Genomic DNA, 23844 nt, shown 5'->3' on the forward strand with positions numbered 1-23844 from the left:
GCAGGCAGATCCCATGGGTGTCTCCGAACCCTTCATCCGCCGTCCGATCGCGACCTCGTTGCTCGGCATCGCGCTGCTGATCGGCGGGCTGCTGGGCTATTTCGCGCTGCCGGTCTCGGCGCTGCCGCAGGTCGATTTCCCGACCGTGCAGGTGACGACGCAGCTTCCCGGCGCGAGCCCCGACGTGATCGCCTCACTGATCACGGCGCCTTTGGAGCGGCAGCTTGGCCAGATCCCGTCGCTGTCGGCGATGAACTCGACGAGCTCGTTCGGTGTCAGCCAGATCTCGCTCCAGTTCGATCTCAATCGTGACATCGACGGCGCGACCCAGGACGTGCAGGCCGCGATCAACGCAGCGGCGGGCGTGCTGCCCAAGACGCTGCCTTATCCGCCGACCTACGCCAAGGTGAACCCGGCGGACGCCCCGGTGATGACGCTGGCGCTGCGCTCCGACACCATCTCGCTGAGGGCGATGAGCGACATCGCCGACACGCTCCTGGCGCAACGGCTGAGCCAGATCTCCGGCGTCGGACGGGTCTCGGTGCTGGGCGGGCTGAAGCCGGCCGTACGCATCCAGGCCGATCTGGCGCGGCTCGCCGCCTACGGCATCGCCATGGAAGATCTGCGCACCGCGATCGCCAATGCCAATGTCTCGGGGCCGAAAGGCTCGCTCGACGGCGCGCAGCAATCCTACATCATCGCGGCCAACGACCAGATCGCCGCCGCCGATGCCTACAAGCCCGTCATCATCGCCTACCGCAACGGCTCGCCGGTCACCATCGCCGACGTCGCGCGGATCGTCGATGGCCTCGAGAACGACCGCACCGGCGGCTGGTACCAGGGCACGCCCGCCGTCATCATCGACATCCAGCGCCAGCCCGGCGCCAACGTCATCGACGTCGTCAGCCAGATCCGCGCCGAAATCCCGAAAGTGCAGCGCGCGATCCCGGCCGGGGTGAACCTCACCATCGTCTCCGACCGCACCGTCACGATCCGCGCCTCGGTCCACGACGTGCAGTTCACGCTGGTGCTCAGCGTCGTGCTGGTGACGCTGGTGGTGCTGCTGTTTCTGCGCTCGCTGCGGGCCACCCTGATCGCCGGCGTGGCGCTGCCGCTGTCGCTGATCACCAGCTTCGGCATCATGTATTTCGCCGGCTTCAGCCTCGACAATCTGTCGCTGATGGCGCTGACGATCGGCACCGGCTTCGTCGTCGACGACGCCATCGTCATGATCGAGAATATCGTCCGCCACATGGAGAACGGCGACGGGCCGATGGAGGCCTCGCTGAAGGGTGCCAGCGAGATCGGCTTCACCGTGATCTCGCTGACGGTGTCGCTGATCGCAGTCTTCATCCCGCTGCTGTTCATGTCCGGCCTCGTCGGGCGCATGTTCCGCGAATTCGCGCTGACCTTGACGATCGCGGTGGTGACCTCGGCCGTGGTCTCGCTGACGCTGACGCCGATGATGTGCTCGCGCTTGCTCAAGCACGCTCATGAGGAACTGGCGGTGCCGGGCCTCGCCGCCATCAGCCGCTTCATCGACCGCACCGTGGAGGCCTATCATCGGACGCTGCTCTGGGTGCTGGAGCGCCAGCGCGCCACGCTGGTCGTGACCTTCGCCACGCTGATTGCGACCCTCGTCCTCTACGTCGTTGCGCCAAAAGGCTTCCTGCCGCTGCAGGACACCGCCTCGATCACGGCCGTGACGGAGGCGGGGCCGGACGTGTCGTTCGCGGAGATGCAGAAGCGGCAGGGCGAGGTTGCCGACACCATCAAGGCGGATCCTGACGTGGTCGGCGTGGTCTCGGTGATCGGCGCCGGCTCGGTCAATCCGACCACCAATGTCGGCCGGCTCGTTATGACCTTGAAGCCGCGCGGCGAGCGGCGCGACGATGTCAGCGTGGTCGTGACCCGGTTGAAGCAGCGGGTGGCGGGCATTCCCGGCATGACCGTCTATTTCCAGCCGGTGCAGGACGTGCAGATCTCGACCCAGTCGAGCCGCTCGCAATACCAGTACACGCTGACCGGCACCGATGCGGCGCTGGTGTCGGAATGGGCGCGCAAGCTGGTTGCGGAGATGCGGCGCGATCCCCTGTTCCGCGACGTCTCCTCGGAGGCGCAGGAAGGCGGCCTGCGGGCGCAGCTCGACGTCGATCGCACCCGCGCGGGCCAGCTCGGCGTCAGCCTGCAAGGCATCACCGATACGCTCAACGATGCCTTCGCGCAGCGCCAGATCTCGACCATCTACGGCCAGGCCAACCAGTACCGCGTGGTGCTGGAGGCGCTGCCGATGTACCAGCGCGATCCCTCGATCCTGTCAAAACTCTATCTGCCGGGCGCCGCGAGCACTACAGTCGGCGCTCCCAATGCCCAGGTGCCGCTGTCGGCCGTGGCGACGCTGAAGCGCACCACGGCCCCGCTCGCGATCTCACACCAGGCGCAATTCCCGTCCGTGTCGCTCAGCTTCAATCTCGCGCCGGGTGCCGCGCTCGGCGATGCCGTCGAGGCCGTGAAGGCGATCGAGACCCGGATCGAAATGCCCAACAGCATCGTCGGCGTCTATGCCGGCGATGCCGCTGAGTTCGCCAAGGCGCTGGCGGGACAACCCTGGCTGTTGCTTGCGGCCGTGATCACGATCTACATCGTGCTCGGTGTGCTCTATGAGAGCTACATCCATCCGATCACGATCCTGTCGACGCTGCCCTCGGCCGGCGTCGGGGCGATCCTGGCGCTGGTGTTGTGCGGGCAGGACCTCTCGGTGATCGGCCTGATCGGCATCATTTTGCTGATGGGTATCGTCAAGAAGAACGCGATCATGATGATCGACTTCGCGCTCGAGGCCGAGCGCGGGCAGGGCATGTCGCCCAACGAGGCGATCGTGCAGGCCTGCCTATTGCGCTTCCGTCCCATCATGATGACGACACTGGCGGCGCTGTTCGGCGCCTTGCCGCTGGCGATCGAGAGCGGCACCGGCGCCGAGCTGCGGTTTCCGCTCGGCATCTCCATCATCGGCGGGCTGCTGCTCAGCCAATTGCTGACGCTCTACACCACGCCCGTGATCTACCTCGCGCTCGACCGCATCAACCGCCGCCTCGAGCAGGCGCTGCCGCCGGCCGAATCCGGCGGCCCGCCGGTCGCGGGCGCGACCGAGGGGATGCAGTGATGGCATCGATCTCGGAGCCCTTCATCCGCCGCCCGGTTGCCACCACGCTGCTGTCGATCGGGTTGTTCCTGCTGGGTGTGGTCGCCTACGATTTCCTTCCCGTCGCCTCGGTCCCGAACGTCGACTTCCCCGCCATCTTCGTCTCGGCCAGCCGGCCCGGCGCCGACCCGTCGGTTATGGCGGCCACGGTGGCTTCACCACTGGAGCGGCGGCTCGGCGAGATCTCGGGCATCAATCAGATCACCTCGACCTCGACGCTCGGCAACACCAGCATCCAGCTCCAGTTCGACATCGGCCGCAACATCGACAAGGCCGCGCGCGACGTGCAGGCGGCGATCAACGCCGCGATGGTCGATCTGCCGAGCGACCTGCCGACGCTGCCGCGCTTCCGCAAGGCCAACACGGCCGGCGCGCCCGTCTTCGTGCTGGCGCTGACCTCGAAGACGCTGTCCGCCAGCGCGATTTACGATGTCGCCGACACGGTTCTGGCGCAGCGCATCTCGCAGGTGCCTGGAGTCGGCGACGTCACGGTATCAGGCGCCGACCAGCCGGCCGTGCGGGTCCAGCTCAACCCCGTCGCGCTGTCGAACGCCGGCATCGCCACCGACGACGTCAGGACCGCGATCGTCAACGCCAACCCGCTCGGTCCCGTCGGCATCTTCAACGGCGAGCGTCAGAGCGAGACGCTGGCGCTCAACAAGCAGATGCGCACGGCGAAAGAGTTCCGCGACATCATCATCAAGAGCGCCAACGGCAATTTCGTGCGCCTGTCCGACGTCGCCGACATCGAGGATTCCGTCCGTAACGCCCGCTCGATCGCCTGGTTCAACAAGCAGCCGGCAGTGCTGATCCAGATCACCAAGCAGGGCGATGCCAACGTCATCGACACCGTTGACAGGGTGAAGGCGCTGGTCCCCCAGCTGAAGCAGTGGATTCCGGCCGGCGTCGAGATCTCCACCCTGGTCGACCGCACCGGTACGATCCGCGCCAGCGTGCTCGATATGCAATGGACGTTGCTGGCGACCGCGGTCCTGGTGATGGTCGTGGTGTTCGTGTTCCTGCGCAGGCTGACGCCGACCATCGCGGCCGGCATCTCGGTGCCGCTGGCGCTGGCCGGCACCTGCGCCGGCATGTGGGTCGCGGGCTTCTCGATCGACAATCTGTCGCTGATGGCGCTCGCGATCTCCGTCGGCTTCGTGGTCGACGACGCCATCGTCATGATCGAGAACATGTACCGCAATCTCGAGCACGGCATGCGGCCGTTCCGGGCAGCGCAGGAGGGCGCGAAGCAGATCGGCTTCACCGTGGTCTCGATCAGCCTGTCGCTGATCGCGGCATTCACGCCGCTGATCTTCATGGACGGTATTGTCGGCCGCCTGCTGCGCGAATTCTCGCTGACGCTGACCTTCGCTATCCTGGTCTCGACGCTGGTGTCGCTCACGGTCACGCCGATGATCTGCGCCCATTACATCCGGCAGGCCACGTCCGGCACGGCGACGCTGTTCGATCGGGTGATCGAGGGCTCGCTGTCGCGCATCGTCGCCTTCTACGCCCGGACCTTGCGCACCGTGCTGGACTATCCGCTGGCGACGCTGCTGGTGTTCTTCGCCACCATCGGCCTCACGGTGACGCTCTACATCAAGGTCCCCAAGGGCTATTTTCCGACCGACGATTCCGGCTTCGTGATCGGAGCGACGCGAGCCTCGGCCGACATCTCGTTCCAGTCGATGCTCGGCCTCCAGCAGCGGCTTGCCGACATCGTGATGCAGGATCCGGCCGTGGCCGGCATCGGCTCGACCGTCGGCGCCGGAGGCGGGCCGGGGGGAGCGACCTCGAACCGCGGCATCATGTATATCAGCTTGAAGCCGCCGGAGGAGCGCGACCACGTCTCGACGCAGGTCGTGATCGACCGTCTGAGGCGCGCGCTGTACCCCGTGCCCGGCATTCGCCTCTTCATGTTCGCTGCCCAGGACGTCCGTGCCGGCGGGCGGCAGAGTGATTCCGACTTCCAGTACACGCTGACCAGCACCGACCTCGGTCTGCTGCAAAAGTGGGCGCCGATCGTGGCCAAGCGCATGGAGAGCGTCGAGGGTATCACCGACATCTCCAGCGACCGCGATCCCGGCGGGCTTCAGCTGACCCTGAACATCGATCGTCAGAAGGCCTCGGCACTCGGCGTCAGGGTTCAGGACATCGACAACGCGCTGAACAACGCGTTCTCGCAGCGGCAGATCTCGATCATCTACACCCAGCGCAACCAGTACATGACCGTGCTGGAGATCGATCCCAAGTTCCAGGTCGATCCCTCCAACCTCGAGCGCATCTACGTTGCCGGCGCGAACGACGCGCAGGTGCCGCTGTCGGCCGTGGTGCATGCGACGCGTGGGTTGGCCGCGCTCGCGGTCTATCACTCGCAGTCGTTTCCCTCGACGACGGTGTCGTTCAACCTGCTGCCGGACGTGCAGCTTCAGGCAGCGACCCAGAACATCCAGCGGGCGGTGGAGGAACTGCACATGCCCGAAGGCATCCGCGGCAGCTTCGACGGCAACGCCGGCGACTTCGCCAAGACCAGCGGCCGCCAGCCGCTCCTGATCCTCGGCGCGCTGGTGGCGATGTATATCGTGCTCGGGGTGCTCTATGAGAGTCTCGCCCATCCGCTCACGATCATCTCGACGCTGCCCTCGGCGGGGTTAGGCGCGCTGCTCGCCTTGCAGCTCACCAACACGCCGCTGACGGTGATCGCCTTCGTCGGCATCATCCTCTTGATCGGCATCGTCAAGAAGAACGGCATCATGATGGTGGATTTCGCGCTCGACGCCGAACGCCAGCGCGGCCTGTCCTCGGCGGAAGCGATCTTCGAGGCCTGCCAGGCGCGCTTCCGGCCGATCCTGATGACGACCATGGCGGCGCTGTTCGCCGGCATTCCGCTGGTGGTGGCGACCGGCCCCGGCACGGAGCTGCGCCGTCCGCTCGGCATCACCATCATCGGCGGCCTGTTCGTCTCGCAGATCCTGACGCTCTACACCACGCCGGTGATCTACCTCTTGATCGATCGCCTGCGGCGCCGGTCCGCGCCGCGCCCGGTGCCTGCGCCGGCGGAATAGGTTGTTGAAGCGCCGCATCAAGCGTATAGCGGCGCCCATGTCGAACCCGCCAGACACGGCCGCCGCGCCGGCCGATCCGATCCCCGAGTGCCCGCATTGCCAGAAGCCGATGCCGCTGTGCATCTGCGACAGCGTCACGCCGATTGAAAATCGACTGTCCCTCCTGATCCTGCAGCACCCGCAGGAGCAGGATAGGGCGCTCGGCACCGCGCGCCTGCTTGCCAGGCATTTTGCCGATGCCACGGTACGGGTCGGCCTGTCCTGGCCGAGCCTGTCCAAGGCGTTGGGACGGCCGGTCGAGAATGCCGCGCGTTGGGCCGTGCTCTATCTCGGCTCGGCCCGCGCCGCCGATCTCGAAGCGGAAGGCGAAATCGTCGCGCTCAACCGCAAGGGCGAGGTCGCGGAGAACCAGCGCGCGATCCTCGGCAAGCTTGAAGGCGTCGTGCTGCTCGACGGCACCTGGAGCCAGGCCAAGGCGCTGTGGTGGCGCAATCCCTGGATGCTGAAATGCCAGCGCGTCATCCTCAACCCGGCGCACCCCTCGCGCTATGGCCGTCTGCGCAAGGAGCCGCGCAAGGACGGGCTCTCCACAATCGAGGCTGCGGCGACGATTCTCGCCGGGCTCGAGCGGCGTCCCGACATCGCCGAGACGCTGAATGCGAGCTTTGAACGCCTGTTAACACGCTACCGCGAGGTCCAGGCCGAGATGCCGGAATTGGCGCCCAAGCCTGCCCCGAAGGGCCGGCGCGACTTCCGGCGGCGCAAACGAGCCTGACTTCGGCCCACATCATCTGTACGGTCGATTGCACCGCGAGGTGCGGGCGTCTAGAGACATCGGCCGGTACAGGTCGCGATCTGCTGCCCTGTTGCGGCCTTGGAGAGTGGCAACCGAAGGGGCAGTCGAATTCAGCTCGCAGCGAAGGAAATCCTGGCACAGGCGGCGCGGCCCGATCGTTGGGGCACGCTCGCGCTGATGGACATTTCGCTGCGCTACCGCCGGACCGTGATCGGCCCGCTCTGGATCACGCTGACGCTGGCCGCGACGATCGCAAGCGTTGGCACCGTCTATGCGGCCCTGTTCAAGCAGGACATCGCCACCTTCCTGCCGTCCTTCGCAGTCGGCCTGATCGTCTGGACCCTGATCGCCACGACGCTCCAGGAGGGCTCCAACATCTTCGTGGTATCAAGCCATCTCATCAAGGCGGTGCCGGCCCCGCTGATCGTTCATGTCCTCCAGATGATCGCGCGCAACGTCCTCATCTTCGCGCATCATTTGGTGATCGTCGTGCTGCTCTACGTCGTGATGCCCTGGCCGCTGCGCTGGAGCATGCTGCTCGCGCTGCCCGGCTTTGCGATCCTGTTCCTCACGCTGCTCGGCGGCTCGGTCGCGCTCGGCATGCTCTGCGCGCGTTTTCGCGACATTGGTTCGGCGGTCGCCAGCGGCCTGCAATTCGTCTTCTTTCTCACGCCGATCATCTGGACCGAGGACAGCGCGCGCGGCACCGCGTTTCACTGGCTGACGCGGGTCAATCCGTTCGCGACGCTGCTCGATCTGGTGCGCCGGCCGCTGTTGTCGCAGCCGACCGATGCGGAGCAATGGCTGTTAGGGACCTTCTATGCGATCGTCGTCGCCGTCATTGGCCTCGGCTGCTACGCAAAATACCGCCATCGCGTGGCGTATTGGCTGTGATGCGCGCATGACGACCACGGCCCACATCGTGCTTCGCGACGTCTCGGTCACGTTTCCCGTGTTGTCGTTTCGCGACCGCTCGCTGCGCAGCCGGTTCGTCAGCGCCGTGACACTGCGGCGGAAGGCGGCGGTCTCGCACCTCATCACGGCGTTGAACGAGGTCAGCCTCGACATCCGCGCCGGCGACCGCCTCGCCATCATCGGCGCCAACGGCGCCGGCAAGACCACGCTGCTGCGGGTTCTCGCCGGCATCTACCATCCGACGGCGGGGAGCATCGACGTACGCGGCCGCTGCCTGTCGCTGTTCGATTTGCAGGCCGGCTTCGACGAGGAAGCAACCGGATACGAGAACATCATGCGGCGGGGGCTCGTGATCGGCGCGCGGCGCGCCGAGATCGACGCGCGGCGGGCGGAGATTGCCGAGTTCACCGAGCTCGGCGACCGCCTCGACCTGCCGCTGCGCACCTATTCCAGCGGCATGATGCTGCGCCTGATCTTCGCGGTCGCAACCGCGGTCGAGGGCGAGATCGTGCTGCTCGACGAATGGATCGGCGTCGGCGACCAGCAGTTCCGCAAAAAGGCGCGGCAGCGGCTGGATGAAATCGTCGCCCGCGCCGGCATCCTGGTGCTCGCCTCGCATGACATCGAGCTGATCCAGAGCACCTGCAACCGGGCGATCCTGCTGGAGCAGGGGAAGATCATCGCGGCCGGCGCAACCGATACGATTCTCGCGCAATATCTGGCGGGGTCCGGCGGGAGGAACGCGTAGCGGTTCGAAGGTCCCCTGACGGCCAAAATCGGACGAAGGCGGTTGCCTAAACCCTTCATCCCCTATATTGCTCCGGCCTTACGGGGCCACGTGGCGGAGTGGTTACGCAACGGTCTGCAAAACCGTGTACACCAGTTCAATTCTGGTCGTGGCCTCCATCATATCCCTCTGATCTCCCAGCACAATTCGATCTCGCCGCCGGCTCCGCTGATGCTGCGCGCAACGTTCTGCCGACCTCAGAGGCGGATCGATCTCCGGGTTTGTCCGGAGCTCGCTGGCCCCCCCGATTCAGTCTCGTTGGCATAGACTTCGCATCTGCGAAGCGATGCGACTGACATCAACGAGCGCTGGAGCACCCGTGGGCGACATCGTCCGATTTGTCCCGAAATCCGAGCTGGAGCGGGCTCGCCTCATTCGCGAGGCTCGCGCGATCTATGACAGCATCTTTCCATCGGCCGCACCCGACCGGGTGCCGCAGGATGGCGAGGATCGCATCAAGACCTGATCGGCGCAGCGCCGGGTTTCACACCCAGTGCCTACGGCAAAACGCCCGCGAAGCGGGCGCTCGGGCTCAGCAGGCCGCGTACCAGCCGTCGGGGAACGGCAGAAGGGGCCAGGCGCCCTCATTGTCATTGGCGGCTTTGGGCGTCGCGTGAAAACTCCACGAGCGGGGCACGAATTCCTCCTCCGGCGCGGGAGCAAAGTCTTCAATGACCATGGCGTCCCGGACGGCATCCAGCAACAAGTTGAATTCGGCTTCGCTTCTCATCGCACCCTCGCAGAACGCGGACGGCGCAATGTCGCAAAGCCGGTTTGTTACCCGGTTGAGCGGATCGTTCGCATTTTAACGATCCGGCGATCGGGTCCCGATTGGTTAGCGGTTTGTGAAAATCCCCTGTGAAACCTTAGGTTCCTCCGCTGGGCCGGCAGTGTGAAAGAGATCACATCCTCGGCGGTTTATTTCTCTTAACCCTTTTCGCAAGCGGCCCAATGCGGGCCGGAGCGGGCAGGGCGAAGGGAAGACTGGTCATGAAGGCGAGGTTCTTGCGGTTTGCGGGTGTGAAGAGCCGGGCCCGCCGCGCCTCCACGGTCGGGCTGTTCCTGACGCTGTTTGCTTCCACCGCCCACGCGCAGGGGACAGCCGAACAGCGCCGGGCCTGCACGCCCGACGTCTACCGGCTCTGCGCCGGCGAAATACCCAACGTCCGCGCCATCACGGCGTGCCTGCGGCGCAACCGCTCGAGCCTGAGCGAAGCCTGCCGCAGCGTATTCGATCAGGCCGGCGGTTAAGGGGCCTGTGGATGTGTGCGCAGCAAGTGGCTCGCGTCGGCTGACGAATTCGCGATAGCGGTTCTGTGGATATGCTGCGGACAGGCTGTGGATAGCCTTTGAGCCGATGCGAGTGAGAGAAGACGGGCTTGCCGAGCGCTCGCTGCATTTCGTCTCAAATTGCAACCCGCGCGTGCAAGAAGTCTTGATCGGGTGTGATCTGGGGGTGAACGCCCGGCTTGAACGTGCGTCCCGGGCACAACGACTAATAGTAAGCGTGCATGAGGATCAGGGAAACGTGATCAGACCTCCTCTTCCTAAAGCACAAAAATGGTGCTTTAGTGCTTTCCATGAGCCAGTCGCCCCGAAACGCGCCGTCCGCGCTGCGTTACAGGCTTGCCCCCGATCCGGCCGCCAAGGCTGCACTGGAGGCGACCTTCCAGGCCTATGACCGCATGATGGAGATCCTCGATGAGGTCGCGCGGAGCCACAATGTCGGCTCCAACGTCGTCCTGCTGCATGCCCACGCCTATGACCCGATCCGCAAACAGACCGCGCTGCCCTCGCGCCTGGTAACGCTGGGCCTGCGTGACCGCGCCGAGTATCGCGCGGCACAGGGCCGCCGTCTGCCGCTCGACGACAAGCTCGCCAAGATCAAGGGCCCGGCCACCATTTCGATCGCGACCGTGCAAGGGCGCTTCAGCGTGCCCTTCGATTATGCCGGCTATGCCGAGGGCTGGGGGCAGAGCGTGCCCGCTCGCCTCATCCGCACCGACGACGGCTTTGAAGTTCACTACGGCGTCACGCCGAACAATCTGCCAGAGGAGGAGAACGCCATGGATACCATCGCTGCCGCTCCCGAAAACTTCCTGTCCCGGGTCGGGCGCCTGATCGCCGGGATCGCCTATGACGCGATCGAGCAGGCCGAAGGCAAGAACAAGCTGAAAGTGGTCAGCCAGGCCATCCGCGAGATCGAGCGCGCCGAGAGCGAAGCGCGCGACGCGCTCGCCGCTGCGCGTGCCGAGGAATATCGCCTCAATGCGCGCCGCACCGAGATCGAACGCGAGATGGCCGATCTCGCGCCCAAGATCGAGGGCGCGATCGCTGACAGCCGCGACGATCTCGCCCGCGCCGGCATCGCGCGCCAGATGGATCTGGAGGCCCAGTTCGATGTGCTCTCCCGCGCCATCGACGAGAACAACGAGAAGATCGAGCAATGCATCACCTCGCTGCGCGCGGTGCTGTCTGCGCTGCAGGACGCCGAGCAGCGCCGTGCCGATCTCGAAAAGAGCGAGGCGGCCGCAAGCCCTCAGGCCTCGACGTCATCCCGAAAACAGGGCGGCGGCTCTGCGGCAGCGAAGGCGCTGCGGGCGGGCAGGGCGGTGGCACGCGCCACCGGCGTGCCGCCGGGCATTCCCTATTCGAGCGACATCGACGAGCTCAGCACGCTGCATCGCGACAAGGAAATCGCGGCGAGGCTCGCGCGGTTGAAGTCGCGCTCCTGAGTGCCGTGTCATGAGCGCTCTGCTCGAACACGTCATGTCGCCGGAGGTCAGGCCGTTCGCGATCGCGGCGGCCATGATCCTCATCGTCGGCTCGATCGAAGTGGTCTCGATGCTGGTCGGGGCTTCCTTGAGCGAAATGCTCGGGACCAACATCGATTTCGGTCACCCCAGCGACAATGGCGTGATCAACGCCATTTCCTGGATCAATGTCGGCGGCGTGCCGCTTCTGATCTTCCTGTTGCTGCTGCTCGGCGCCTTCTCCATCACCGGCTTCCTGATCCAGGACATCGCGCGAATGGTTGCGGGGCCCTTGCCGGCAACAGTGGCCTCGGTGGGGGCCGTCGTGATCTCGGTTCCGGTGGTCCGCGCTGCCAGCAGGGCGATCGCGCGGGTCATTCCCAAGGATGAAAGCTATGCCGTCGGCTTAGGGGATCTCGTCGGCCGCATCGGTGAGGTCGTCATCGGCCCGCTCGACCAGGGGCCGCCCGGCAAGGTCAGCGTCGCCGACGTCCACGGCAACCGCCATTTCGTCTGGGCGGTTGCGGCGCCGGCGTCATCGCCCCTGCCACAGGGAACCATGGTCCTGCTGGTCGATCGCGACGGCACCCGCTTCGTGGCGGTCAGGGCCGACGATGAACTCAAACCTTCCAAGCCCACTCTAAACAGTTAGCAAGTCATTATCGGAGAGCATCATGTTCGACATCGCAGTCCCGGCCATGATCGGCGTCGCGCTGATCGTCGTCCTCGGGATCGTCTTCACCATCCTCTACAAGCGCGCCACCCGCGACGAGGCCTTCGTGCGCACCGGCCTCGGCGGCAAGAAGGTCGTGCTGGACGGCGGCGCCATGATCCTGCCGATCTTCCACTCCTATGCCAGCGTCAATCTGAAGACGCTTCGGCTCACCGTGGAACGCAAGGAGCGGGAATCCCTCATCACCAAGGACCGGCTGCGCGTCGACATCGTCGCCGAATTCTACGTGCGCGTCCGGCCCGACGATGAGAGTATCGCGCTTGCGAGCCAGACGCTGGGCGCACTGACCAATGACGCCGAAGCCCTGCGCAACCAGGTCGAGGCGAAATTCGTCGACGGCCTGCGCTCGGTGGCGGCGACCATGAGCATCCTCGAACTCCAGGAGAAGCGCTCGGACTTCGTCAAACATGTGCAGGCGACAGTCGAATCCGACGTCAAATCCAACGGCCTCGAGCTTGAATCCGTGTCGCTCACGAAGCTCGACCAGACCGACGTCAAGTTCTTCAACCCGGAAAACTTCTTCGACGCCGAAGGTCTCACCCAGCTCAAGACCGTCACCGAGACGCGCCGGCGTGACCGCAACGCCATCGTGCGCGACAACGAGGTGGCGATCGCCCAGAAGGACCTCGAGGCGCGGCAGCAGACTCTCGGCATCGAGCGGACCAAGAAGGAGGCCGAGCTGTCGCAGGAGCGCGACATCGCCAACAAGACCGCGAGCACCCGCGCCGAGGTCGCAACCGCGACGCAGACCGCGCGCCTCACTGAGGAGAATGCCCGCATCGATACCGACAGGGCGGTCGCCGAGAAGGAGGCGGGCGCCAAGCAGGTCAAGGAAACCGCGGTGATCGAGTCGGATCTGGCGATCAACAAGCGCAAGACCGACGCCCAGCGCGAGATCCAGATCGCGACCCAAGAGAACGAGATCCAGATCGCGTCCAAGAGCAAGCAGACCTCGGAGGCCGTTGCCGAGGCCAAGACCGCCGAAGCGATCGCGGTCTCCGCGGAGGAAAAGGTCGTGACCGCACGCGCGGTCGAGGTCGCCGATCGTGCCCGTCTCACCCAGGTGCTGGCCGCGCGGACCGAGGCCGAGCGCAAATCGACGGAGCTGATCGTCGCGGCCGAAGCCGAGAAGAAGGCCTCGCTCGATCGCGCCGAGGCCGTGAAGACGCTGGCCACCGCGGAAGCCGAGTCCAACAAGATCAAGGCCGTGGGTGTGCGCAACATCGGCGAGGCGGAAGCGGCCGTCATCACCATGAAGAACGAGGCGCAGAACAAGCTCGGCAGCAACGTCATCGACTTCGAGATCGCCAAGAAGCGGATCGAGACGATGCCGTCGGCGCTGGCCGAGATGGTCAAGCCCATCGCCAACCTGAAGGACGTCCGTATCCTGCACACCGGCGGCGCGTTCGGCGGCAACGGCACCGGTGGAGGCAATGTCGGCTTCGGCGAGGGACTCGCCGGCGAGCTGCTCAAGGTGCACGCGCTGCGTCCGATGATCGACGAGATCCTGCGCCAGAGCGGCTTTGCGCCCGGCGAGGATCCCGTGAAGGCGCTGGTCGGCGCCGTGACCGGGAAGAGCAACGGCGCCGCCGTGCCCGCGCCGGCACCAGAGAAGACGAACACCGCCGATCTATGAATGCCCGTTCATTGCTGCGGAGAATTCGAATCGATAAACAGGCTGAGCGCGTCTCGCGTCGCGCAACGTGCCGGAGTGACGATCGATCGTCTTGAACCTTTCGATCGCACTCCGGACGGATCTTCCAAGGCAACGACATTGGTTGCCGCGGCGCCTGCGCCGATCGACGCCAGGCGCTGAAGCCTGTTTCGATCGGGGAATTTCATATGAAATATTTTCTGTCTGGACTGATCGCGATCGGCCTTTCGATCGCCACCATGCCCTCGTTGGCGGCCGATGCCCGCAACGTCACCGTCGTCAACGAGACCGGCTATGCCATCAAATTCCTGGGCTTCAACGCGCCGGACGATGGCCTGGACGAATGGGACAATGAGCTCGAGAAGGTCTTGCAGAACCAGGCCAGCACCTATGTCGAGTTCGACGAGGACGACGAGGGCTGCGTCTGGAACATCCGCGTCGACTGGCAGAACTACGACGAAGCCGTGCTCTGGAAAAACGTCAACCTCTGCAAGATGACCGCGCTTCGGCTGCGTTACGATCCCGGCACCAAGACCACCTCGTTCCTTGCCGAGTAGTCTCTGGCAGACATGGCCCGGAGGAGGGGGCATCCCAGCCTTCCTCCGGCGCATTGCGGATGATGACGAATTCGTCCTTTGCAAGCGCAAGCGGCTTTGTTATACGCAGCCGCGCGCGAACGACTGGTTCGCCTTTTCCTCGGTAGCTCAGCGGTAGAGCATCCGACTGTTAATCGGATGGTCGCTGGTTCGAATCCAGCCCGGGGAGCCAAATCCTGCCGCGAATTCAATGGGTTACGGGCACATTCTCGCGCAATGCGCGATCTCGTTGCCGTGCCCTCCGAACCGCGTTTTCGCGATCCCGGCTGGGAATCGCATTCAAGCAGATGTGTTGTGGGTTGGCCCCGTCACGCCATGCGGACGGCGCCAAATCGACTCAATTGAAATCGAGCTTCGCGATAGCCGGATCTTAACGGAGCTGATTCCCATGCCAGACATCCAGGTCGACCATATGGCCCCCTCGATTCTGCCGGCCGACATTCCCGAGCTCAGCGACGACGAATGCCTCGCCTGTCTGGCGCGTGCGGTCGAGACGCCCGATTCGGCGCGGCTGGATGAGGTCGCCGCTCTGATCGGCCGCCTTGCGGTGGCCATCGAATAATCCGTCCCGACCCTGATGCGGTAACATGCGGAGGCCTTAGCCGCGCAGGCTAACGGCCGTGTTGCGTTTTGGCCGTGCATGCTCCAAAGATGCCGCGAATTTCGTCCGCGGCATCGTCCGCCTTGCAGGGTCCGCAAATGTCCGGTTTCTCGACCGCGCGCCTCAAAATGGTCGATGGCCAGGTGCGCACCAATGACGTCACTGACCGTCGTGTTCTCGATGCCATGCTCACGGTTCCGCGGGAAGCCTTCGTGCCGGCCGACCGGCAGGCGTTGGCTTATCTCGACCTCGACCTCGACGTGAGCGAAGGCGCGGCCAAGCGGTTCCTGATCAAGCCGCAGCTGACCGGCAAGCTGCTCCAGGCCGCCGAGATCGGCGAGGGCGACAACGTGCTGGTGGTCGGCTGCGCCACGGGCTACCTCGCCGCACTGACCGCCAAGCTTGCACGCCAGGTCACCGCCACCGAATGCGATTCGGCTTTGGCCGCGAAAGCCAAGGCCGCCCTGAACCCTGCCAACGTCACCTGCAAGGCCGCGGCCTGCGCCGAAGGCGATCCGTCCGCCGCTCCCTTTGACGTGATCATCCTCAATGGCGCGACTGAGGTCGTGCCGGCAGCGCTGCTCGGACAGCTGAAGGAGGGCGGGCGTCTGGTGGGGGTGTCGGCCGAATCGAGGCCGCCGCGTGCCATAATCGTGACCCATACCCATGGTGAATTCGGCCATCGGGCCCTGTTCGACGCTGCCGCTCCGGTCCTTCCCGGGTTGGAACGGGCTGCCGCCTTTGTGTTCTGACGGCCCAAAACGCGATAAAATCCCGTTCTGAATCAGAAGTGTGGCCGGGATGCTGCACGTAAAGAGTTTCCACCGAGAACTACCCTCAGGTAGTTCCGTCGCGCTTGACCGCGTCTTATGTTGCGGCGGGGCAACGACTCCACTCGTAGACGGTAACCCAGCTCGCGGGCACGAGCCGGGCGTTAGAATGAACGGAATTTTTGGGATGCATGGGGTGAAGCTCTTCACCGGAGCTGCGGTTTCGGTCCTGCTGCTCGCGCTTGCCGGGCCGACGCCTGCCTTGGCGGACACGATCGAGTCCGCGCTGGTGCGCGCCTATCAGAACAATCCACAGCTCAACGCACAGCGCGCCCAGGTGCGCTCGACTGACGAAAACGTGCCGCAGGCGCTCTCGGGATATCGCCCGAAGGTCTCGCTGACGGCGAGCGGGGGCATTCAGTACTCGGACTTCAAAAGTGCGTCCAACAGCGATCCGATTAACGGTAAAGGCTATCCCCGAAGCGTGGGACTGACTGCCACCCAGACGCTCTACAACGGTAACCAGACTGCCAACAGGACGCGCGCCGCGGAGAGTCAGGTTTCCGGCTCCCGCGAAGCGCTGCGCAGCCTCGATCAGAGCATATTGCTCCTGGCCGCCACGACCTACATGGATTATCTGCGCGACTCGGCGACTCTCGAAGTCCAGCGCAGCAACGTGCGGGTGCTCGAGCAGACGCTCAAGCAGACCCGTGACCGCTTCAACGTCGGCGAAGTGACGCGAACCGACGTTGCGCAATCGGAAGCACAGCTGGCGGCTGGCAGGACGCAGGCCCTGACCGCGGAAGCAAATCTCACCACGACGCGCGCGAACTTCCGCCGCATCATCGGCAACGAGCCGACGAATCTGGCACCCGGCTCGCCGGTGGATCGTTTCCTGCCCGCGACGCTCGCTGCCGCGGTCGAGCTCGGCCTCGTCGAGCATCCCAACGTCACCGCCGCGATGTTCGGCATCGACGTCAATTTCTTGCAGGTCAAGGTTGCTGAGGGCGCTCTGCTGCCCACGGTCACTCTGCAGGCGGGCGTGACCCAGGCCTACGAACAATCCTTGATTCAGTACCGCTCGCTCAGCGCTTCCGCGCTCGCGCAGATCTCGGTGCCGATCTATCAGGGCGGTAGCGAATATTCGCTGATCCGGCAATCCAAGGAAAACCTGGCGCAGCAACGTCTCAACCTCGAAAACACGCGGGATCAGACCCGCGCGACCGTCGTGCAGTGGTGGGGTTCGCTGCAGGCCGGCAAGGCGCAGGTGCAGTCCGCGCAGGCGCAGGTGACGGCGTCCGAGATCGCGCTGAATGGCGTGCGCGAAGAGGCCAAGGCCGGTCAGCGCACGACCCTGGACGTCCTCAACGCGCAGCAGGCGCTGGTCAATGCGCGCGTCGCGCTGGTGACTGCGCAGCACGATCGTGTCGTCGCATCGTACAACGTCCTCGCCGCCGTCGGCCGTCTGGCGCCGCAGGTTCTCGGCCTTGCGACCACGGTTTACGATCCCAGCGTTCACTACCATCAGGTCCGCGATAGCTGGGCCGGCGTGCGTACGCCTGACGGGCGCTGATTCCCGTACTCGTCCGGTCGGCCTCATGAATTGCCGAGGCCGACCGGCGCTTTGCTTGCAATCATCAAAATCCCTGACATAGCCTTGCCAAGACGATGCGGGTCGATTCGCCTCGCAGTGATGCCGTGTGCGTAAAGCTTGAGTGCCGGGGGCAGGGGCGCACCGCTGCACGCTGAGCCGTGATCTGGGGACAAGTCGGGCTGCCGCGACGAAAATGTCGGGCCGCCCATCCGGAACCGGCCAATCCTGTCGTGCTTGGTGTAAAACAACGCATGCGAGGGCGTTGATGATGTGGAGTCGGAGATGACGCAGCCTGCAAAGGTCACAGAACCCTCGATGGAGGAGATTCTGGCCTCGATCCGGCGCATCATTGCCGACGATGAGGCCAAGCCGCCGCCGGCGGAGGCCGCAAAGCCCGCGCCAGCTCCTGCTGCGCCCGCACCCAAGCCGCAGGCGATGAACGACATTCCGCCCTCCAAGGTTGCCCCTGCCAAGCCTGCCGCTGAAAAAACTGCGCCACCTCCGGCCGCAAAGCCGGCAGCGGCCCCACCGCCTGCGGCGGAGGCATCACCGAACAGCCAGGACGACATCGACGCGCTGTTGGCGGGGCTGGATACGGCCACAACCGCGCCGGAGGTCCGCGAGCCTGAGCCGGAGCCCGAGCCTGAGCCCGACGTGCTCGAATTGACCGACGAGATGGCGATGGATCCGACGCCGCCTCCGCCGCCGCCGAGCTTCCGCAAGGTCGAGCCGCGTGACGATCTCGAATTCACCGAATCGCCGCCGCCGCGCCCGACGCCGGCGCCGTCCTACGCGCCGGTGGACTTCGATGCCCCGCCGCTGCCGCCGCAGCAGCCCATGCTCGCGCAGTCGACCGTCTCGGCGGTCGAATCCGCCTTCAACTCCCTGGCTCATACGGTGCTCAGCAGCAACGCGCGGACGCTGGAGGATCTGGTCAAGGAGATGCTGCGTCCGATGCTGAAATCCTGGCTCGACGACAATTTGCCGGGCCTCGTTGAACGCATCGTGAAGGCCGAAATCGAGCGGGTCTCGCGCGGCGGGCGCTGATACGGCCCTGCGGCCCCGATAAAGCCCTGCTCCTGCGGCATATTCGGTCTGCGGACCGGGCAGGAAAGCCTTTGCCGCTGAGCTTCCCGTTGACTTGACCCGCACACGCGGCTTTCTAACAGCCCCATGATCGAGAAAAATTACCAGCCCGCCGATATCGAAGCCCGCATGTCCGTGGTGTGGGAGGACAGCCTTGCCTTCAAGGCCGGCCGCCCCGACCGCCGCGACGCCGTGCCCTTTACCATCGTGATCCCGCCGCCGAACGTGACGGGCTCGCTGCATATGGGCCACGCCCTCAACAACACGCTGCAGGACATCCTGTGCCGGTTTGAGCGGATGCGCGGCCGCGACGTGCTGTGGCAGCCCGGCACCGACCATGCAGGCATCGCCACCCAGATGGTGGTCGAGCGGCAGCTGATGGAGCGCCAGCAGCCCGGCCGCCGCGAGATGGGCCGCGAGAAGTTTCTGGAGCGGGTCTGGCAGTGGAAGGCCGAGAGCGGCGACACCATCATCAACCAGCTCAAGCGGCTCGGCGCCTCCTGCGACTGGTCGCGCGAACGCTTCACCATGGACGAGGGCCTGTCGAAGGCCGTCATCAAGGTGTTCGTCGAGCTGCACCGCGACGGCCTGATCTACAAGGACAAGCGGCTGGTGAACTGGGACACCAAGCTGCTGACCGCGATCTCCGATCTCGAGGTGCAGCAGACCGAGGTGAAGGGCCACCTCTGGTATCTGCGCTATCCGATCGAGGGCAAGACGTTCAATCCTGAGGATCCCTCGAGCTTCATCGTCGTCGCCACCACGCGCCCCGAGACCATGCTCGGCGATACCGGCGTTGCCGTGCATCCCGAGGACGAGCGCTATCAGAAGCTGGTCGGCAAAAACGTGATCCTGCCGCTGGTCGGCCGCAAGATCGCGATCGTCGCCGACGATTATTCCGATCCCGAGAAGGGCTCTGGCGCGGTCAAGGTGACACCGGCGCACGACTTCAACGATTTCGAGGTCGGCAATCGCCACGGCCTGCGCCGCATCAGCGTGATCGACAGGGAAGGTTGCCTCGATCTCGTCGACAACGAGGACTATCTGCGCGACCTGCCGGAAGGCGCCTCGCAATTCGCCGAGGAATTCCACAAGGTCGACCGCTTCGCTGCGCGCAAGCGCATCGTCGAGCGGCTTGAATCGTTCGGCTTCGTCGAGCGGATCGAGCCGCACACCCACATGGTGCCGCACGGCGATCGCTCCAACAGCGTGATCGAGCCGTACCTCACCGACCAGTGGTATGTCGACGCCAAGACGCTGGCCAAACCCGCGATCGCGGCGGTGCGGTCGGGCGAGACGTCGTTCGTGCCGAAAAACTGGGAAAAGACCTATTTCGAGTGGATGGATAACATCCAGCCCTGGTGCATCTCGCGCCAGCTCTGGTGGGGCCATCAGATCCCGGCCTGGTACGGCCCCGATGGCAAGGTGTTCGTCGCCGAGACCGAGGAGGAGGCCGTCAGCCACGCGCTCGGCTATTACGTCGAGCAGGAGGTCATCACGGCCGAGCAGGGCCGCGAGATGGCGCTCGACCGCATCAAGCGCGAAGGCTTCATCACCCGCGACGAGGACGTGCTCGACACCTGGTTCTCCTCGGCGCTGTGGCCGTTCTCGACGCTCGGCTGGCCCGAGGATGCCCCCGAGGTGCAGCGCTATTACCCGACCAATGCGCTGGTGACCGGCTTCGACATCATCTTCTTCTGGGTCGCCCGCATGATGATGATGGGCATGCACTTCATGAAGGAGGTGCCGTTCTCGACGATCTACATCCACGCCCTCGTCCGCGACGAGAAGGGCGCCAAGATGTCGAAGTCGAAGGGCAACGTCATCGATCCGCTCAACCTGATCGACGAATACGGCGCGGACGCGCTGCGCTTCACGCTGGCTGCGATGGCCGCGCAGGGCCGCGACATCAAGCTCGCCACCAGCCGCGTCGAGGGCTACCGCAATTTCGCGACCAAGCTCTGGAACGCCTCGCGGTTCGCCGAGATGAACCACTGCGCCGTGCCCGAGGGTTTCGAGCCGGCGAAGGCCAAGGAGACGCTGAACCGCTGGATCGCGCATGAGAGCGCGCACACCACGCGCGAGGTGACCGAGGCGATCGAGGCCTATCGCTTCAACGATGCGGCAGGTAGCATCTACCGCTTCGTCTGGAACGTCTATTGCGACTGGTATGTCGAGCTCGCAAAACCCGTGCTGCTCGGCCCCGACAGCCCGGCCAAGGACGAAACCCGTGCCATGGTCGCCTGGGCGCGCGATGAGATCCTGAAGCTGCTGCATCCCTTCATGCCCTTCATCACCGAGGAGCTGTGGGAAGTGACGGCCAAGCGCGACGGTCTGCTCGCATTGGCGCAATGGCCGCTGAAGCCGGCCGAGCCGACACCGGAGCAGCTCGCAATCCTCGCTGCAGCGGCCGGACCGACCGAACCGCTGATGTCGCCGATGCTGGTCATGCCGATCTTCGACCACGCCGACTTCACCGATCCCAAGGCGGAAGCCGAGATCGGCTGGGTCATCGACCTGATCACGCAGATCCGTTCGGTGCGTGCCGAGATGAACATTCCGCCGGCAACGCTGACGTCGCTGGTGCTGGTCGGCGCCTCCGCCGAAACCCGGGAGCGCGTGCCGCGATGGACCGACGTCATCAAGCGCATGGCGCGGCTGTCGGACATCTCCTTCGCCGACCGCGCGCCTGACGGCGCGGTTCAGCTCCTCGTCCGCGGCGAAGTGGCCGCGCTGCCGCTGAAGGGCGTGATCGACGTCGCTGCCGAGCGCACGCGTCTCGACAAGGAGATCGGCAAGGCCGACGCCGATATCAAACGCGCCGAGTCCAAGCTCGCGAACGAGAAGTTCGTCGCCAACGCGGCCGAGGAGGTCGTCGAGGAGGAGCGCGAAAAGCGCGAGGCCGCGCTCGCGCGCAAGGCCAAGCTGCTCGAGGCGCTGGAGCGGCTGAAGCAGGCGTCGTGACCTCGCTGTCATTCCGGGATGGTCCGAAGGACCAGACCCGGAATCTCGAGATTCTCCGGTGCGCAATTGCGCACCGTAGTTCGCGTCTTCGTCGCGCCCCGGAACGACGACTACTTCGGGAACGGCTTGCTCAGAAACTTCGAGCCCCTGACGCCATAGCGCCAGGGCAGCTCGACGGCCTTGGTAATGCCGATTCGGATGCCGGCCACCACCTCGACATCGTCCGTCCGCGCATGCAGCACGATCGGCGGCCGGTCCAGCGGCAGGGTGTTGTGCGCGATGGTGATGCCGAGCGCCTCGGTCAGCTTGCCGGGGCCCGAGCACAGCGCGTGCACATCCTGGAGATGACGGCGGCGGCGCATCGCGGCGATCCCGTGCGTCGGCTCCAGCGCGCGGATCAGCACGGCGCTCGCCGAGCCTTCCTCCTCGCAGACGAAGTTCACGCACCAGTGGATGCCGTAGGAGCGATAGACATAGGCAAAGCCCGGCGGGCCGAACATCACCTGGTTCCGCGGCGTCGGCCCGTTGTAGGAGTGCGCCGCCGGCTCGGTATGATGATAGGCCTCGACCTCGACGATGACGCCGCCGACGCCGTCGACCAGCATGGTCGCGCCAATCAGGTCCCGGGCGACCTCGCGGACGTCGCGGTCGAAAAAGCCGCGCTTGAGCAGCTTGCCGAGCCGCGGGGTGGAAGTCTTCAATACTGGAGCCATTCGATGTGAGAATCGCCTGAGAACAGAGCAGGATATTGCCCATATCTGCCATGTTCCCTGAAGCGGCGCGAGCCGGGTTGCGATGCGGGGCGAGACCGACTAGGTAGGACCTGAACAGACCGGACATCCCATGGTCGTTATTGTCGATACCATCACGAACCCGCTGCGCCCGCGCCACCCCGAAAAGGTGAATCGTCCTGACTCCGCTTCGCCGCCGAAGCCGGACTGGATTCGCGTGCGCGCGCCGAACACCCGTGGCTACGCCGACACCCGCAACATCGTGCGGTCCAACGGCCTGCACACGGTGTGCGAGGAGGCCGGCTGCCCGAACATCGGCGAGTGCTGGGACAAAAAGCACGCCACCTTCATGATCATGGGTGACACCTGCACCCGAGCCTGCGCGTTCTGCAACGTCAAGACCGGCCTGCCCAATGCGCTGGATGCGGCCGAGCCTGAGAACGTCGCCGAGGCGACCGCCAAGCTCGGCCTTGCCCATGTCGTCATCACCTCCGTGGATCGCGACGACCTCGCTGACGGCGGCGCCGAGCACTTCGCCCAGACCATCCGCGCGATCCGCGCCGCGTGCCCCACGACCACGATCGAGATCCTGACGCCGGACTTCCTGCGCAAGGAGGGGGCGCTCGAGGTGGTGGTTGCCGCCAAGCCCGACGTCTTCAACCACAATCTCGAGACCGTGCCGTCGCGCTATCTCACGGTGCGGCCGGGCGCGCGCTACTTCCATTCGATCCGGCTGTTGCAGCGGGTCAAGGAGCTCGATCCCACCATCTTCACCAAGTCCGGCATCATGGTCGGCCTCGGCGAGGAGCGCCACGAGGTGCAGCAGGTGATGGACGACCTTCGCTCGGCCGAGGTCGATTTCCTGACCATCGGCCAATATCTGCAGCCGACCCGCAAGCACCACGCCGTGATGCGCTACGTGCCGCCGGACGAGTTCGCCTCTTACGAGAAGGTCGCCTACACCAAGGGCTTCCTGATGGTGTCGGCGAGCCCGCTCACCCGCTCGTCGCATCATGCCGGCGAGGACTTTGCGAGACTGAAGGCCGCGCGGGCCGCGACGGCCCGCTGAACCGCCATGCCCAAATTTTCGAGCAAGCGCCGTGTCAATCACAGCGCCACCGAGATGTTCGATCTGGTCGCCGACGTCGAGCGCTACCCGGAATTCGTGCCGCTCTGCAGCGCGCTGAAGGTGCGCCAGCGCATGGCCAAGCCTGATGGCACCGAGGTGCTGGTCGCCGACATGACGGTGTCGTTCAAGCTGGTCAAGGAATCCTTCACCAGCCGCGTGAGCCTCGACCGCGCCAATCTGAAGATCCTGGTCGAATATCTGCAAGGTCCTTTCAGCAACCTGGAAAATCGCTGGACGTTCGAGCCCAAAGGCGAGGGCGTCTGCGACGTCGGGTTCTTCCTGTCCTACGAATTCAAGAGCCGCATGCTGGCGTTGCTGATGGGCTCGATGTTCGACGCCGCCTTCGCGCGCTTCTCGACCGCGTTCGAGAAACGGGCGGACGCGATTTACGGGCGGAAGCTGGCGTCGTCGTAGGTGTCGATCGCCTGTAGCCCGGATGGAGCGAAGCGTAATCCGGGGCAGTTCGCG

General features: G+C 65.2%; 19 protein-coding genes, 2 tRNA genes and 1 pseudogene. 20 read left to right on the top strand and 2 right to left on the bottom strand.

The window, feature by feature from the left end:
• Positions 1–13 precede the first annotated feature (13 nt).
• The 7 genes and pseudogenes from GGD65_RS01555 to GGD65_RS01585 all read left to right on the top strand — a co-directional run bounded on the left by GGD65_RS01555 (position 14) and on the right by GGD65_RS01585 (position 9231).
• Positions 14–3163 (top strand): efflux RND transporter permease subunit, encoded by a 3150-nt coding sequence (locus GGD65_RS01555; protein WP_183234236.1) that lies wholly within the window; start codon positions 14–16, stop codon positions 3161–3163.
• Positions 3163–6267, top strand: coding sequence for an efflux RND transporter permease subunit (locus GGD65_RS01560; protein ID WP_183234237.1), 3105 nt, complete (start codon positions 3163–3165; stop codon positions 6265–6267). The genes GGD65_RS01555 and GGD65_RS01560 overlap by 1 nt, the downstream gene beginning before the upstream one ends.
• Positions 6268–6304: 37 nt before the next feature.
• Positions 6305–7042, top strand: a complete 738-nt coding sequence (locus GGD65_RS01565; protein WP_092258319.1) for a tRNA-uridine aminocarboxypropyltransferase — start codon at positions 6305–6307, stop codon at positions 7040–7042.
• Positions 7043–7240: 198 nt separating this feature from the next.
• A complete protein-coding gene (locus GGD65_RS01570; protein WP_246783178.1) occupies positions 7241–7957 on the top strand; it encodes an ABC transporter permease in 717 nt (238 codons plus the stop codon).
• Between the two features lie 163 nt (positions 7958–8120).
• A pseudogene (locus tag GGD65_RS01575) lies at positions 8121–8726 on the top strand (ABC transporter ATP-binding protein); the annotation flags it as partial.
• Positions 8727–8810: 84 nt separating this feature from the next.
• Positions 8811–8884: transfer RNA gene (locus GGD65_RS01580), tRNA-Cys, on the top strand.
• 200 nt (positions 8885–9084) lie between these two features.
• Positions 9085–9231: a hypothetical protein gene (locus GGD65_RS01585; RefSeq protein ID WP_018320409.1), complete on the top strand. Its 147-nt coding sequence runs from the start codon at positions 9085–9087 to the stop codon at positions 9229–9231.
• A gap of 66 nt (positions 9232–9297) precedes the next feature.
• On the opposite strand, the gene GGD65_RS01590 is transcribed toward GGD65_RS01585, so the two are convergent.
• A complete protein-coding gene (locus tag GGD65_RS01590) occupies positions 9298–9495 on the bottom strand; it encodes a hypothetical protein (RefSeq protein ID WP_018320410.1) in 198 nt (65 codons plus the stop codon).
• Positions 9496–9755: 260 nt separating this feature from the next.
• On the opposite strand from GGD65_RS01590, the gene GGD65_RS01595 reads away from it, so the two are divergent.
• From GGD65_RS01595 to GGD65_RS01645, 11 genes are all read left to right on the top strand, one after another.
• Entirely contained in the window at positions 9756–10016 is a 261-nt protein-coding gene (locus GGD65_RS01595; RefSeq protein WP_026202356.1) for a hypothetical protein, read from the top strand.
• A gap of 320 nt (positions 10017–10336) precedes the next feature.
• Positions 10337–11500, top strand: coding sequence for a PspA/IM30 family protein (locus GGD65_RS01600; protein ID WP_183234239.1), 1164 nt, complete (start codon positions 10337–10339; stop codon positions 11498–11500).
• Between the two features lie 10 nt (positions 11501–11510).
• The gene (locus GGD65_RS01605; protein ID WP_018320413.1) at positions 11511–12170 is read left to right on the top strand and encodes an OB-fold-containig protein; all 660 of its coding nucleotides are present in this window, start codon (positions 11511–11513) and stop codon (positions 12168–12170) included.
• A 22-nt stretch (positions 12171–12192) separates the two neighbouring features.
• Positions 12193–13887 (top strand): flotillin family protein, encoded by a 1695-nt coding sequence (locus GGD65_RS01610; protein ID WP_018320414.1) that lies wholly within the window; start codon positions 12193–12195, stop codon positions 13885–13887.
• Positions 13888–14093: 206 nt separating this feature from the next.
• On the top strand, positions 14094–14462 hold the full coding sequence (locus GGD65_RS01615) for a hypothetical protein (protein WP_183234240.1): 369 nt from the start codon (positions 14094–14096) through the stop codon (positions 14460–14462).
• A 136-nt stretch (positions 14463–14598) separates the two neighbouring features.
• Positions 14599–14673, top strand: a tRNA-Asn gene (locus GGD65_RS01620).
• 216 nt (positions 14674–14889) lie between these two features.
• Complete coding sequence (locus GGD65_RS01625) at positions 14890–15063, top strand: hypothetical protein (RefSeq protein WP_018320416.1); 174 nt, start codon at positions 14890–14892, stop codon at positions 15061–15063.
• 137 nt (positions 15064–15200) lie between these two features.
• A complete protein-coding gene (locus GGD65_RS01630; RefSeq protein WP_183234241.1) occupies positions 15201–15854 on the top strand; it encodes a protein-L-isoaspartate O-methyltransferase in 654 nt (217 codons plus the stop codon).
• A 205-nt stretch (positions 15855–16059) separates the two neighbouring features.
• On the top strand, positions 16060–17445 hold the full coding sequence (locus GGD65_RS01635) for a TolC family outer membrane protein (protein ID WP_179731376.1): 1386 nt from the start codon (positions 16060–16062) through the stop codon (positions 17443–17445).
• Between the two features lie 303 nt (positions 17446–17748).
• Entirely contained in the window at positions 17749–18513 is a 765-nt protein-coding gene (locus GGD65_RS01640) for a PopZ family protein (protein ID WP_183234242.1), read from the top strand.
• A 126-nt stretch (positions 18514–18639) separates the two neighbouring features.
• Entirely contained in the window at positions 18640–21516 is a 2877-nt protein-coding gene (locus tag GGD65_RS01645) for a valine--tRNA ligase (RefSeq protein ID WP_183234243.1), read from the top strand.
• A 110-nt stretch (positions 21517–21626) separates the two neighbouring features.
• On the opposite strand, the gene GGD65_RS01650 is transcribed toward GGD65_RS01645, so the two are convergent.
• Positions 21627–22229: a DNA-3-methyladenine glycosylase gene (locus GGD65_RS01650; protein WP_183234244.1), complete on the bottom strand. Its 603-nt coding sequence runs from the start codon at positions 22227–22229 to the stop codon at positions 21627–21629.
• A gap of 130 nt (positions 22230–22359) precedes the next feature.
• On the opposite strand from GGD65_RS01650, the gene lipA reads away from it, so the two are divergent.
• Both lipA and GGD65_RS01660 read left to right on the top strand, forming a co-directional pair.
• Complete coding sequence (gene lipA / locus GGD65_RS01655) at positions 22360–23316, top strand: lipoyl synthase (RefSeq protein WP_092258286.1); 957 nt, start codon at positions 22360–22362, stop codon at positions 23314–23316.
• Between the two features lie 6 nt (positions 23317–23322).
• Positions 23323–23790, top strand: coding sequence for a type II toxin-antitoxin system RatA family toxin (locus GGD65_RS01660; RefSeq protein ID WP_018320423.1), 468 nt, complete (start codon positions 23323–23325; stop codon positions 23788–23790).
• The last annotated feature ends 54 nt before the right edge of the window (positions 23791–23844 follow it).

This window comes from Bradyrhizobium sp. CIR18, from assembly GCF_014198295.1.
Classification (GTDB): Bacteria; Pseudomonadota; Alphaproteobacteria; order Rhizobiales; family Xanthobacteraceae; genus Bradyrhizobium.